Source organism: Mesorhizobium sp. URHB0026 (assembly GCF_054059755.1).
Map to the genome: position 1 here is coordinate 331,536 of NZ_JBSSCN010000002.1, position 13,910 is coordinate 345,445.

The 13,910-nt window shown below is 59.5% G+C and carries 11 protein-coding genes and 1 pseudogene; 7 read left to right on the top strand and 5 right to left on the bottom strand.

What is annotated here, in order from left to right; all coding sequences use genetic code 11:
* Positions 1-227: 227 nt before the first annotated feature.
* Entirely contained in the window at positions 228-1,616 is a 1,389-nt protein-coding gene (locus ACVWWD_RS30250) for an FAD-binding oxidoreductase (protein ID WP_457103688.1), read from the top strand.
* Positions 1,617-2,004: 388 nt separating this feature from the next.
* Here the strand turns inward: ACVWWD_RS30250 and ACVWWD_RS30255 are convergent, their stop codons facing one another.
* The gene (locus ACVWWD_RS30255; RefSeq protein WP_352553397.1) at positions 2,005-2,187 is read right to left on the bottom strand and encodes a hypothetical protein; all 183 of its coding nucleotides are present in this window, start codon (positions 2,185-2,187) and stop codon (positions 2,005-2,007) included.
* Positions 2,188-2,505: 318 nt separating this feature from the next.
* Here ACVWWD_RS30255 and ACVWWD_RS30260 point away from each other — a divergent pair, with 318 nt between their 5' ends.
* Both ACVWWD_RS30260 and ACVWWD_RS30265 read left to right on the top strand, forming a co-directional pair.
* The gene (locus ACVWWD_RS30260; RefSeq protein ID WP_352676523.1) at positions 2,506-3,537 is read left to right on the top strand and encodes an acyltransferase family protein; all 1,032 of its coding nucleotides are present in this window, start codon (positions 2,506-2,508) and stop codon (positions 3,535-3,537) included.
* A gap of 169 nt (positions 3,538-3,706) precedes the next feature.
* A pseudogene (locus ACVWWD_RS30265) lies at positions 3,707-4,171 on the top strand (helix-turn-helix domain-containing protein); the annotation flags it as partial.
* Positions 4,172-4,346: 175 nt separating this feature from the next.
* Here ACVWWD_RS30265 and ACVWWD_RS30270 read toward each other — a convergent pair.
* Entirely contained in the window at positions 4,347-4,586 is a 240-nt protein-coding gene (locus ACVWWD_RS30270) for a hypothetical protein (RefSeq protein WP_352661957.1), read from the bottom strand.
* A gap of 318 nt (positions 4,587-4,904) precedes the next feature.
* On the opposite strand from ACVWWD_RS30270, the gene ACVWWD_RS30275 reads away from it, so the two are divergent.
* From ACVWWD_RS30275 to ACVWWD_RS30285, 3 genes are all read left to right on the top strand, one after another.
* Entirely contained in the window at positions 4,905-5,648 is a 744-nt protein-coding gene (locus tag ACVWWD_RS30275; RefSeq protein WP_352553391.1) for an ATP-binding protein, read from the top strand.
* Positions 5,649-6,005: 357 nt separating this feature from the next.
* Positions 6,006-6,161, top strand: a complete 156-nt coding sequence (locus ACVWWD_RS30280; protein WP_352733118.1) for a hypothetical protein — start codon at positions 6,006-6,008, stop codon at positions 6,159-6,161.
* Positions 6,158-6,709: a hypothetical protein gene (locus ACVWWD_RS30285; RefSeq protein WP_435054053.1), complete on the top strand. Its 552-nt coding sequence runs from the start codon at positions 6,158-6,160 to the stop codon at positions 6,707-6,709. Before ACVWWD_RS30280 ends, ACVWWD_RS30285 begins: the two co-directional genes overlap by 4 nt.
* Positions 6,710-7,180: 471 nt before the next feature.
* Here the strand turns inward: ACVWWD_RS30285 and ACVWWD_RS30290 are convergent, their stop codons facing one another.
* A complete protein-coding gene (locus tag ACVWWD_RS30290) occupies positions 7,181-8,071 on the bottom strand; it encodes a LysR family transcriptional regulator (protein ID WP_352733121.1) in 891 nt (296 codons plus the stop codon).
* 121 nt (positions 8,072-8,192) lie between these two features.
* Here ACVWWD_RS30290 and ACVWWD_RS30295 point away from each other — a divergent pair, with 121 nt between their 5' ends.
* The gene (locus ACVWWD_RS30295) at positions 8,193-8,861 is read left to right on the top strand and encodes an NAD(P)-dependent oxidoreductase (protein WP_352733124.1); all 669 of its coding nucleotides are present in this window, start codon (positions 8,193-8,195) and stop codon (positions 8,859-8,861) included.
* A 180-nt stretch (positions 8,862-9,041) separates the two neighbouring features.
* Here ACVWWD_RS30295 and ACVWWD_RS30300 read toward each other — a convergent pair whose 3' ends face one another.
* A complete protein-coding gene (locus tag ACVWWD_RS30300) occupies positions 9,042-10,307 on the bottom strand; it encodes an ABC transporter substrate-binding protein (RefSeq protein WP_352553383.1) in 1,266 nt (421 codons plus the stop codon).
* Positions 10,308-10,419: 112 nt separating this feature from the next.
* Complete coding sequence (locus tag ACVWWD_RS30305; RefSeq protein ID WP_457103689.1) at positions 10,420-13,824, bottom strand: AAA family ATPase; 3,405 nt, start codon at positions 13,822-13,824, stop codon at positions 10,420-10,422.
* Positions 13,825-13,910 lie beyond the last annotated feature (86 nt).

Below are 13,910 nucleotides of genomic sequence, written 5' to 3' on the forward strand. Positions count from 1 at the left end.
GCTGCTCGACAGGATTGGGGCCGCCAGCGGACTGACAGCTTTCGAGCACATCCAATTGGCAAAGCAGCCACTCACGCTCCGAGCGCCGCTGATCGGGTCGAGAGTGTTTTCGGCATCACAGGCACGCCAACCGATGCTATGCTAACTTTCGCCTCGAGGCGTGAGCTTACGCGAGGACGTTGAGGAGGAGCATATAGCAGGTGACGGAGCTTCAAAACCGCAGTGGTGTGCCGATTGGCGCCGATCTTATCGATGAGTTCACTTCCGGGTTGGCTGGACGCTCAATCCGGCCCGCTGATGCCGAATACGACGCGGCGCGCCGTATTTGGAACGCGGCAATCGACCGACACCCAGGATTGATAGCACGCTGCCTCGGTGTCGCTGATGTAGTCCACGCGGTGAGATTCGCTGCTCAGAACGACCTTCTTGTCGCGGTGCGTGGGGGCGGTCACAATGTCGCCGGGCGGGCGCTATGCGACAACGGCATCGTCATCGACCTCTCCGCTATGCGTGGCGTGCTGGTTGAGCCCAAAACCCAGACCGTGCGAGTTCAGGGCGGCGCGACGCTTGGCGATCTCGACCGAGAGGCGCATCTGCATGGGCTGGCGGTGCCGGTCGGCGTCGTCTCGAAGACCGGCGTTGCCGGTCTGACGCTCGGCGGCGGCGTAGGCTGGCTGGTGCGCAAGCACGGACTGAGTTGTGACAATGTAATCTCGTTTGAGCTGGTGACTGCGGAGGGCCACCTGCTGACGGCCAACGCGGCAGACCACCCCGACCTCTTCTGGGCTTTGCGCGGCGGAGGCGGCAATTTCGGCATCGTCACCTGCTTCACCTTCCGGGCGAAGAAAATATCTTCGGTGCTCGGCGGCCTGATTGTTCATGCCCGCGACAAGTCCGGCGAGGTGTTGCGCTTCTATCGCGACTTCATGGCTACGGCGCCGGAGGAACTGACTGCTTACGCGGCCATGCTGACGACGCCGGACGGCATGCCGGCGGTCGGCATAATCACATGCTGGTGCGGTGACGTGGACGAAGGCACGCGCGTGCTGGCGCCGCTGCGAGCCTTCGGTCCACCGCTGCTTGACGCCATCCAGGCAATGCCTTTCCCGTCTATGCAGAAGCTGCTGGACGGCGCATTCCCGGACGGCACCCACAATTACTGGAAGGCGAGCTTCGTTCCGCAGCTTACCGACGCGATCATCGACCTGCTTGTCGAGCATGGAAATCGGATGGAGTCGCCTCTTTCGGCCTGCATAGTAGAGTTCTACGGCGGCGCGCCCGGCCGGATCAGTTACGCGGACTCCGCCTTCGTCCAGCGGAACGCAGAATACAACATCGGGATGACTGCACAGTGGACGGATCCGGCCGAAAGCGAAAGGCATATTGCTTGGGTACGGGCCATGTATGATGCATTCGAGCCGCATTCGAGCGGCATGCACCTTCTGAATTTTCTGAGCGAGCCCGCGGACCAAGTGATCCGCGCCGCCTTCGGCGACAATTACAGCCGGCTTGCCGAGGTAAAAAGGAAATACGACCCTACCAACTTTTTTAGCGTCAACCAGAACATCTCGACCGCGACACATTCGGCGCTCTTCGAGAAAAGCCAGGTGAGCTGATCCACGCTTCCCTTGGGATGGGAGTGTGATTGCAGCATTATGGCGCGTCCTTATTTCGTCGTCATCGTCGCCGACGGGCGTTCAGAACGGCTGAATCTGGTGCTGGACTCTTCGGCCAAGCCGTGTGCTGCGCGACGCGCTTGCTGGTCCATCCAGCTGCTGATTCTAGATCGCGAGAGGGTCCGTTTCCGAGCGCAGACGACGTGGTCTCAATGTCTGAAATGAGGCGCAAAGCTGGCCGGCAGATTAGGGGCCGCAATCAGAGCGACAGCTTTCGTGATAATCTCGTCGACAAGCCGCCATTCAGCCTGACGACCCAGAGCCGATTTTCGTCGACCTATATTGATATCTCAATAGTCGACGCAATAACGAACACCACCACGAAAAATCAACCTGCGGAATCGGGACGATTGACATTGCCGCCGTCGGTGTCGTGTCTCAGCACTGCGCTCAGTCGTTCCTTGTCCCGGGCAGGCTGACGTTCGATCTCCCGCTCCGCGGCTTCGATGCCGTCCAAAGCCGCCAACGCAACAATCAGATTGCCGTTGTCCAGGCCCTGTTCGAGCAGCATGGACCAGGTCGCCAAGCGGGGATGCTGGCGGGGCAGATTGGCATCCAAGTGTCTCGGCGTCAGTCCCAGAATGTATGATCCCGCCAGCCCCAACTGTCTGAATCGACATCCAGAACGGGCGGTGTTCTTCACCGCCCCATTCCAGGCGGAGAACGCTCGTGTTCGCGGCAGTGTTCTGTTGTCGCCAGGTTGAAACTCGCCTACCGCTACTCTTCATGACCCAAGCTTCCCGTTGGCGGTTGGCGCCAATCAGCATCATTGACGAATGGCGCAGGCGCGCTACGTCTCGGTCTTGTTTGATCTCATTGCTTGCACCCAATGACCGCCTCGCGAAGACTCAGCGCTCTTGATGGATTGCGAGGTCTGGCCGCCCTCGGCGTGGTTGCCTACCACTACGTCGACAGGCCCGCCTACTATGGCCTGCTTGGCGTCGAGTTGTTCTTTGTGATCAGCGGGTTCGTGATCCTTATGACGCTCGAGCGAGTGAAATCGTTAACCGAATTTGTCATCGGTCGTGCGGCCCGTTTGTATCCTGCATATTGGCTTTCAATCGGCGTAGCCGGCCTTTTCCTATGGGTGACTGATCAAACCACCGGTCGAACCATACTGATCAATGCCACGATGCTGCAGGCCTTTCTTTACGCGCCCAACATTGTTAGTCCATATTGGAGCTTAGCGTATGAACTCGTGTTCTACGCTACCATGGCGGTGATTTTCAAAATCAGCCAACTCCAGAATATAGACGCTATATCGATTGCCTGGCTAACGCTTATGATTCTGCTTAGAGGCGCAATCCTGCTAAGCGGCCACGGGTGGGGCTTCTACAATGACTGGATGGTGCAGTCGCTACTAATGCCGCAGTTCGGACACCTGTTTATCGCCGGCATGATGCTCTACCGCATCCGCACCGGCCGAGCGAAGAAATTGACTTGCCTTGCGCTTATCCTGGCGGTTTTTTATTCGCTTTTTGGGCGCCCGGATTGGGCGCACATCAGTCCGACTCTCTACTTCTTGGTCAATGCAGCATTCATCACTGCCGTTTGGGCTGCTTCGTCGGATCGAGCATCACTTCTCGCGACCCCATTGCTGGTTGGCGTAGGGGTTTGCTCTTACTCGCTCTACCTATTGCATGTGCCGGTGAAGCTGGTTTTGAGCCATCTGTTCGGTCAACTTAGCGGACAGCCCTGGTTCGTGATCGCGGTCCTTTTCCCGGCTGCGATCGGCACGGCCGTCGTTTCGCGGAGGTACATTGAGCAACCAGTTCAGTTGTGGGCCAGGAAGATGATCACGCCGGCTCGGATGGTCGACGAGCGAAGGCCTAGCATCACGCCGACCACCGGCGGCCGCTAGGCCTCCGGGCGCCGCGCTGTTTGGGGCGGACATTCCATCCATGACTGGTGCTGCAAGGTGGATTCCTCGGCCCCCGCTGAATGCGGATCACAGGTTCGCTAGGTTGTCCATTCGGACCAAACCGAGGAGACTGGAGTTACCACGCTTCAGCACTCACCGGAGGGTCCGAATGAACATCCACCAGAATGCCCGTCTCACGCCTCTGCATCGAGAGGAGATGGCGGTTTTGGTGATAGAAGGCGGCCTTTCCAAAGCCTATGCGGTGCGGACCTATGGCGTGTCACCCAAGATTGTGGCGCGCTGGGTCGAGCGCTACAAGACCGAAGGCAGTAAAGGGATGGCTGACCGTTCGTCACGGCCCAACGTCACGCCGGGTCTGACCAGCCAGGCCGTGGCCGAGCGCATCGTCGTCCTGCGCCGCCAGCGGCTGACCGGCAAACACTTCGCCGTGGCGGTGAGCGTCTCGCCCGCCACCGTCAGCCGGGTTCTCAGGCGTGCCGGATTGTCGCGTCTGAAGGACATCGCGCCAGCCGAACCGATCCGCCGCTACGAACGCGAGCATCCCGGCGATATGATCCACATCGACATCAAGAAGCTCGGACGATTTGAACGGGTTGGCCACCGCATATGTGGGCTGGCGCTACCCAGCCGTAGAGGCGGTGCCGTGCGCTCCGGGGCGCTGTAACGAGCCGGTTTAATATTAGGTTTCACTAACATGAAGGAAGTCCGCGACCACGCTGCTCGCCAATGCCGCCTCGGCCTCGCCATCGGCCTGGGAATCGCCGTAGCGGGTTAACATCGTATAGCGTTCATTCCGCCTTAGGACGCACCGGCCCGGTAGTGTTCCACTGGATGAACTCGACTTCCTTCCCCGTCACTTCCCGCACAGACTTCAACAGCGCCTCATGCAGGGTTCGCGTGGCGCGGTAATGCTCGCAATGGGGCGAGATGAACGGCTTGATGATGCTCTTGTGCAGAGCCTCTGCGGCCGTCAGGAAGCGGTCGATTTCTGCCTGGGAAAGCTGTTTGGATGGGTTTGACCTAGCCATGGTGGCGATCTCCGTTTGAGGGGTTCGCCGCAACGAAAGGATTATATCCCTCGCCAGCCTCCGCTTGCAAGAAGGTGCGTAAGAATGCCCGCTATCTTTCCCGAAAATGCTTGAGGCGTGACGTAGCTTCTCTTCGCCCTTCAGGAACCGCACGCGGCCGACCAGACGCGCATTAGCCATTGGCCTTTTCCTTCGCAAGCCCTTTCGGCGGCGGGGCCCCTGTCTTACTCACGACACGGTCATTCATACGGATGACGCATTTCCTGGTTCGTTGGCTAAGATTACTATCGGACGGCTCCCCTCAGTCTGGATTGAAAGATGATCTTGGAGCTATTTGGGCCCTCCGGTGCTGGTAAGACCACCTTGGCGTCCGAGTTGGCGCGCGTTCTGCGAGGTCAGGGCCAGCCCGTTCTTTTGCAAATCGCTGACCGTGCACACCCGGTTAGAAGAGCCGCCTTTAAACTGGTTTCTGGCGTTCATTCAAAGTGGATTGCACAGCATTCTCTCGGAGAACTGTTTGAGATTCTCCCACCCAAGAACGAGATGTGGGCAGCTCGTCTGAACTGGCATCTTGAGGCTCTTCTGCAAGCTTGGCGCGCAGCAATGGCATCTAATCAAAAGATCTCAATTTTTGATCAAGGTATGGTTCAATTCGTATCCTCTCTGGTTTTGTTCAGCGACATAACGGATCGTGAACGAGTGTCGCGTGCTCTCGAGCTTCTGCCCAAACCGGACCTTCTTGTCCAATTGCGGGCGCCAAGACGAATTCTAGAGGCTCGGTTGAGGGAACGCCGGCGTACTCTCGGAATCATTCAGAAGTTCCTCGATCTTGATCTGCAGAGCAGTCTTGATCAAATCGACCACGTTAAGCTGGTCGAGGAAGAACTTAAATCGTTCCTGGTACCCACTATTTGCGTCGAAAGCTTGGATTCAGACGGCCTCAGAGCCGCCACCCAAGTAATAGCGCTTCGATTAACAAGTTTGCGCGCCGCGGCCGATATCCAAACGGGCTGGGTATCAACGAAGAGAGATCGCCGACGAGAGCAAGATGTTGCGGACTAGGAACGGCCACGCTAACGCCATCCACGGCGCACCTCCTTTTATGAACCACTTGAACAGAGCGAGCCTGCTCCATCCGTTTGTGACCGTTCCAGTCACCGAGATCAGATCGGCACCCAGATAGGCACGTCGTCGGCAAGCCACTGTCGCAAAAAGTCTGTTCCGCGTTTGCTCATTACGCCACAAATGGCGTCTGGGCCATGAACACCTGCGAGGACACAAGCAACTCGCCGGCCATCATCTCAACTCGATACTCCGACACTTCACGCCCTCGCGATTGTTACCCAACCGCCTTTAATTAGTTCGAGCTAAATACCTCCGGAACTGGACAGTTGCCGGGACGTGCGTGTTAAGCCGACAATGGAAGACCAGTCAGTCGGCCAACCCGGCATCGTGGTGGACGATCGCATCAAGGACCACCTCATAGACGCTGCCGGCGTCTTCCTCGATCTCAGTGCTGCTGATGCCGAGTGGTTCCGGAACTTTTACCGCGGGGCCGGGTTCGATGCCCCATGAAGAACGATCCTGACGGCAGAGCCGCCCTGCAAATGATCAGAGCAACCATCGAAGATCATTGTCCGCCGGGCGTTCTACCCAGCGAGGAAGCAGCGAATTGCATCTATGGCCCGACGCTCTATGGCGAGGCAGAAGCGATTTCCGCCGCAATTGCCGCAACGGTCGAGAGATTGCAGTTGGGATCGACCGTGAAGCCGCCGGCGCCGCCCGATCCGCGAATATCCGCAGGCGTCCTGCTGGCAGCACCGGGGCGCGGTGGGAGCGACCTCACCGCGCAAAGTGCCGCCCGTTTTCCATTCTTTGACGTGGATTTTGCGCATATGACAACGCGCAGTCTTGTGATCTGCGGCGCGGACGACAACCCGCAGTTCACGTTGCGCGGCCCCGTGTGGCACGCAGATGCCTTTCACGACACGGGAGCCCAGGCTCTTGTCACCGTGCATGGCGTTGGTCACGGATTGGGTGGCATTGCCGGTCTGGATGCAAAGGAAACCGAAATTGAAGCGCCCGATAGTCTCGAAGCGACGCGGCGGCTAAGTCTCGCATAGCTTCGCACCGCTCTCGACCTCGATATGGACGCCTGGCCGGCCGCTATCGGTTCACTCGACGGACCCGCAAGCGCATTGGCCCAGGCAACGCTCGCCACCAACGCCTGAAGCCATGCTCGCCGCTGCCGTCTTTCTCTCGCAGCGGTCAGGTCCGAAGTTGTCAATCGAGGAGTGTCTGCTTTCTTCGTTTGATGCGAAAACCCGACAGTCCGCATCCCACCCCAACTGAGACATTCGCGACGTGGAATACCGTGACGATGCCGAGCCGCAGCGGGGTTTTTAGCGAAAGACACGTGGCTTAGGCAGCTTACTCGGCACAGTCTCCGAGTCGGGACAGAATCGCTATCCGCGTTATCGACCAGATCGAGGTGAAGACACGCGATTTCAGATAAGCCCGTGGGATCGGATATACCCAGTAGACGCCGGTCGTGCGGATAACGGTCGTTTCCGGGCACAAACACTGCTCTCACCTCATTTGCCGATATAGGCCGCCAGTTCGTCAGGGGTCCCCTTAGGGAAGGCCTGCTTGAGATAGTCCAGAAACGCTGACACCCGAGCACTCAGGAGTCGCTTGGACGGGTAGAGCGTCCAAAGAACAATGTCAGGTCCGTCGACCTCGCCCCATTCTACCAGCGTGCCGTCTGCGAGATCGTGGCTCACGAGCGACAAAGGTAGGCGGCCGGCGCCAACTCCGGCTCGCACCGCGTCCCGGACCATGACAAGGGATGTTAGAGCCAGAACGGGCTCGATCATAATTGGGGTCGGGCCGGTGGCGGTCATCACTTGCCAGGTAAGTCGATCGCTGGCCGATCGTACGACGACCGGCGCTGTCGTGTTCGCCGTCGGCCGGGCGAGACCCGGGCTAGCGGCGACCACCAGTCGATCGTGCAGGAACGCTCGCCCGACAAGGGTCTCATCCGGATTCGGGTTTACCCGGATCGCTAGATCAAACCCCTCCTCGATCATATCCACAGCGCGGTCTTCCGTGGAGACCTCGAGCCGAACTTCCGGGTACTTCAGCGCAAAACCGGCGGCGATCTTGCCCATCGCGGTTTGAGAGAAAAGCAGTGGAGCACTGATCCGCAGCTTGCCTCGCGGCCTCTGTCCGCCCGAGGCAATCGCTGCGGCAGTTTCGTCAAGTTCGGTCAGCAGATGGCCCGCTCGCTCGTAGAGTGCCCGCCCTTCCTCAGTCAGTTTGAGAGTTCGTGCGTCCCGTTCGAGGAGTCTGAGACCAAGGCCAGCCTCGAGTTCCGCCACCCGTCGCGACAAAGTCGCTTTGGGGCGGGTGGCGGCCCGTGCTGCACGGCCGAAGCCGCCGTGGCGGGCCACGAGCACGAAGTCCGCGAGAGCCAGCAAATCCATCCGTTCCACCAGTGAGACGTTGTGTCCAGTATTAGCATCTATCGCTTCATCTGTGAACCACTCACATTCACGACAACAGCCTACCCAACTGCAAACGTCTCACCCAACGAGGAAGAAAGCCATGACCAAGTCCACAAACGACAATCCCCACGCCGCGCAGACCAAGATATTGGTATTGGGGGCGACGGGGCCGACTGGCCGTCTCATCGTCAGCCAGGCATTGGCACGCGGATATGAGGTGACGGCACTGGTCCGATCTCCCGAAAAAGCGGCGGATATGAAGGGCGTTCGCCTTGTTGTCGGCGACGTCCGCGACGAGAAGACCATGCGCCAGGCCGTCACAGGCCAGGATGCCGTCATCAGTGCTCTAGGCACTCCGGCCAGCCCGTTCAAGCAGGTGACGCTGCTCTCGAGCGCGACCCGAGCGCTCGTCAACGCAATGAAGACGGAGCAAGTCTCGCGCCTGATCGCCATCACGGGGCTCGGCGCCGGCGATAGCGCCGGCCATGGCGGGTTCCTGTTCGACAAAGTGATCTTCCCGCTGCTCCTGCGCAACGTCTATGCGGACAAGAACCGCCAGGAAGCCGTCGTCAGGGAGTCCGGGCTCGATTGGACTATCATCCGGCCAACCGTTTTGAACAAAAAGGCGGGACACGGCTATGTCCGCGCTCTAACCGATCTGTCCGGCTTGCACGGCGGGACCATCGCGCGGGAGGACGTTGCGAAATTTGTCCTCGACCAGGTGCGTAGCGACGCCTGGCGGCACCGTTCGCCACTGATTACATGGTGAAGCCCGCTCTCCTCGGCCTTGATTGGCCGAAGAGAAAACCATCGGCGGGCTGGAAGCTCGTGGGCCGGGAGCGGACCGTCCCCTTCGCGACAATTGATCGAGAAAACCGACGCTTGCGTCCGGCAAAGTGGCTACCGCCTTGCGCCAGAAGCGGTGATTGAGGTCACCAGAATAGACGGCCTACTGGCGGCCGTATTTCTTGAAAGTCGCATTCCAGTCGGCTGCCAGCGCGTCAAGCGTTTCCTTGGCCGTGCCGGAATCGCCGGTTACATACGGATATACGCGCTGGTTGAATTGTAGCAGCAGTTCGGCATTCTCCGGAACCGCCCAGAAATCCTTCACCTTGAACATAGTCTCGTGGAAGGCCTTGTTGTAGGGCGTGGCGTTCTGGAACTCGTCCGACTTCAGTATGGCTGCGCTGCAGGTGTAGCCGCCGAGCGCCGCCCACTTCTTCTGGGTCTCGTCCTTGATGAACCATTCCAGGAACTTCAGGGATTCGGCCTGCTTCGAGGAGTAGGAGACGATCGAGATGCCCTGCCCGCCAAGCGCGGCGAACTGGTCGCCGTTCGGTCCTGCAGGGTTGGCGAAGAAGCCGGTGTTCTTGGCGTTGGGATTGCTCGCCTCGTTGATCAGCGACGGGAAGAACGCGAAGAAGTTCATGCTCATCGCCGCCAGGTTCTCAGTGATCGCCTGGTTGTCCTCGGTGAAAATGGCGTTGGCCCACCCCGGAGGCGTGAATTCGTACAGCTCCTTGTAGGCATCGAGCGCGGCAATCGCCTTGTCGGAGTTGATGAAGCCGTCGACCTTGTAGGTCGAGTAGTCGCCAAGCTCGCCGCCGTACGAGAACAGCATGCTTTCGAAGCCCGCTGCCAGCCCGTCGTGGGTATTGTCGGTATAGATCGCGACGCCGTACTTCTTCTGGTCCGGACGGTAGAAGAACTCGGCGATGTCGCGCAGCGCCTTCAAATCCTTCGGCACGCCGAGGTCGTAGCCATACTTCGCCTTGAAGGCTTCCATCTCCTTGGGGTCTTCGAACCAGTCCTTGCGATAGGACCAGCCGACGGCGTCGCCTTCGAGCGGGATCGCCCAGTATTTGCCGCTGTTGCCAGGATATTCGGCGTAGAATTTTACCGTGGCAGGGGCCATGAGCTTGGCCACGTCGTTCTTGGCGAAGAAGTCGGTCAGGTCGACATAGTGGCCGCCGGTCGAGCCGGCGCCGAGCCACTGCGAGTCGCCGACGACCATATCATAGGCGTCGCCGCTGGCGTTGAACTCGGCGAAGGCCTTGGTTTCGAATCCCGGCCAGGCAGTCGTTTCAACAGTTACCTTGACGCCGGTTTCCTTCTCGTACTCGTTGCCGAGTTCCTGAAGGTAATTCGCCGGATCCCACTCCGCCCAAAGGATAGTGAGTTCCTTGGCCGAAACAGGTCCACTCGCAAATGTCATGGCGGCGCCTAGCAACAGACCAGCCCACGTTTGCATATCGCTTCTCCTTCCACAGCAGCGTCGTCCAACTAGGAATTTGCGTATTGGATGCAGTGCTTCACCCACGTTCCGTCTAATGCGAAAGCATTTGGAGCAGCCCTTTGGCCTCTACGAGATCAGGTGTGTCAAACCCCTCGGTGAAGCTGGCGTGGACTGGCGCAAGAATATGCCGCGCCTTATCGTTGCGGCCTTGGCCGGCATAGAGGCGGGTGAGCCGAAGCGCGGCCCTCAGTTCAGAGGATTTCGCGCCTTGATCGCGGGCCGCCGAGAGCGATTGCTGGAACCAGCTTTCGGCGGCTTCATCGGTCGGGTCCAGCGCTGAAACCAACTCACCCCTTGTGCACAATAACTCTGGTAGCTGATACTTAGAGGTCGATTTGCCCAGAGTGTCGAAAGCCTGCGCCAGGAGGGCAAGGCCTTCGCTTGCATCGCCGCGCTCGCCGCAGTTGCGCGCGAGAATGCAAAGGTAGTAGGCCATGCCCATATCCGCGCCAGTTGCGGCGATACCCGCAATTCCCAGGCGCATTTGGCGAATGCCTTCCTCCAACTGCCCCAGACCGGCGAGCGCCCAGCCGAAATACACACGAGCCTGGCCAAGCAGCAATGGCATGACGAATTCATCACATAAAGTGACAGCTTTCTTCGCCCATTGAAGGGCTTCGGCAGGCTCGCGCCGCATCAGGTGGACCAAGCAGAAACTTAGCTGCGCTTGTGCTGTGCTGACCGGATGCAAGTCTCGCTCGGCTAGCGCTATTGCATCGCGTGAGCGTGCGAGAGCCTGGACCGAATGGCCGCGCATGAAGAGCATCTGTGCAGAAAACGCCCTACAGCATACGCCCGGGTCGTGTCCGGCATAGCCCCAGGCAAGGTGATGATGTCGCTCATAATCATAAGTGGCCAGGCCATGGCTTGCATGACGTTCGCTCGCGCCGTAGTCGCCGAGGTAATAGTAGATCCCCCAAAGTTGGTGATGTGCTTCGAGGATGTACCCTGAATCATCGGAAGCTTGCGCAAGCTCCAAACCTAGAGTTTGGCATTGGTGGCCCAGGGCCTCGGCCGCTCGTAGGTTGCCTGAAATGGTCTGATACGAGCTCTCCCCGCGCATCGCAGCGAATATTTGAGGCTTGTCGTTCAGCGTGTCGGCGAGCCTTCGCGCATTCGAAAAGGCTTGAAGGACTTCTGGAGCCCCCCAGCCCTTGGCTGCAATCATTGCGGTGCCGGTCGCGCTCTCTAGGGAAAGCTCCAGCCAGAGGCGCTGCTCAGATCCGGGCAATGATCCAACCAGTTCTAGCCCTTTCCGGAGGTGGGACGCTGCCTCGAGATTGGCAGATCGCTTCAGCGCGAGTTGCCCTGCCTTCAGCCAATAGGCGACAGCCAGATCATTTACGCCGGCCACCGTATAATGGTGGGCCAGTGTCTCGGGCTCTGCCACGACAATATCCTGGAATTGCGCCTCCAGCGTCGAGGCGATCTTGGCATGGATTTTTTGCCGACGGCTTTTCAGCAGGCTCTGATAGGCTGCATCCCGCACGAGCGCATGCTTGAACGTATAGGTCGACTCTGGAGGAACGCCTCGCCGAAAAACGAGCTCGGATTGTTCCAACTGCGGCATCACCTCTTGTAAATGGACTTCGTTGGCACCCATCACGGCTGCCAGCAACCGGTGATGGAAGACGCGGCCAATGCAAGCGCCGATTTGAGCTACCTCCTTGACCGCACCCAGTCGGTCGAGGCGAGACATCAAAGAATCCTGAAGGGTCGACGGAATGGCAAAAGGAAGTAGAGGACCTGAGAGCACGTAGTGGTCGCCCGCGTCGATAAGGAGACCGGATTCGAGCACGGTCTTGGTCAGCTCTTCAACGAACAACGGAACGCCTTCGGTTTTGGCCAAGATCTGGCTGGCTACCTCCGGCGGCAACGTCTTTCCACCCGCCACGCGATCCATGATCGCTGCTCCTTGACCGAGTCCGAGGCGATCGAGCGAGAGCGCGGTTACATGCGAAAACTGAATCCAACGCGGCTGAAACTCAGGTCGAAAGGTTACAATCAGGAGTGCCCGCATGTTCCGCAGGCGTTCAATCAGCATATCCAGCCACTCGCCGGTCGTCGGATCGATCCAGTGCGCATCCTCGACAAGGACGATGATGGGTTCGCGCGCGGCCAGCGATTCAATTTGTTGGACGAGGGCTGCCAAAGTACGGGCCTTTTGGGCTGACGGTGGCAGCCTGGTCGACGAGTATCGGCCGGTCGTGTCGATCGACAGCAGTGTCGCCAACAGCGGAATTGCTTCCACCACGTCCGGAACGATCCCGCGGAGCAGGGCCTCCAGCTTGTCGAGCTTGGTGTCGGTGCTGTCGTTGCGATCCAGTCCAGCCGCCCGCTCGACCTGCGCGGCCACGGGGTGAAGCGCGCTGTTGATATGATAGGGCGAGCAAAAATAGCGTAGTCGCGCAGGGGGCCCGGCGCTCAATCGATCGACCATCGCCGCGATAATCCGGGACTTGCCAATACCCGGCTCTCCAGACAGCAGCACCACTCGGCCATCCCCGGCACAGGCCCGGTGCCACTGGTCAACCAAAAACTCGAGTTCCTGGTCCCGCCCAACAATCGCCGTCACTATGTCCTGCCGCGCCTCGAAACGACTCTCTGCCGCCGTCTCGCTGACAATGCGCCAGCTGCGGAACGGCTTTGCGAAACCCTTGAGCTCCCGGTGGCCGAGATCGACCATATCGAATAGACCGGCCACCAGTCGTTGCGTGCCGTCAGCTACAACAACGCTGCCCGGCTCGGCGAGCGCTTGCAGCCTCGCAGCCAGGTTAGGCGTGTCGCCTACAACGGCCTCTTCCTGTGCTGATCCTTCGCCAACGAGATCACCGACAACGACCAGTCCCGTCGCGATGCCAATGCGGGCAGCCAGCGGTTGGCCTCCCGGCGCTGTAAGTCGGGCTGTTGCTGCAGCGGCGGCCATGCCCGAGCGAACCGCTCGTTCGGCATCGTCTTCGTGCGCCTGCGGCCAACCGAAATAGGCCAGCACCCCATCACCCATGAGCTTGGCGACTCGCCCTTCGTAGTGGGTGATCTCTCCTGACACTGCGATCTGATAAGCGCGAATGACCTCCCGCATGTCCTCAGGGTCGAGGCGCTGCGACAACTCGGTCGAGCCGACGAGGTCCACAAACATGACTGTTAACTGGCGCCGTTCGGCGTGCGGTGGCCGTGCGTCACCCTGCTCGGGCGGCCTTGCCGGCGAGCTTCCGCGGTCACGCGAGGATGCTTTGATCGGCAACGGGCTGGACGTGTCTCCGAAGGAAGCCACAGCGGTAAGCAACCGGCGCCGATGACCGACCGATGTGACCCCGAGTGCTATCAGATCCTCCGCCGTTAGCTGAGGAAGCATCTCGGGTTCAATGTCATTGTCGCGAAAGGCCGGAGCGTACCGCTCCAGTCCAAGGCTACTTAGCCATCCCGGGATGTCCACGTCCTTCTCCCCTAAGGGTGCTGTCTGGAACCATATCGCAAATTGGAAGGGGAGTCGTCATACCCGCAGGAACGAGGGGAACGGCA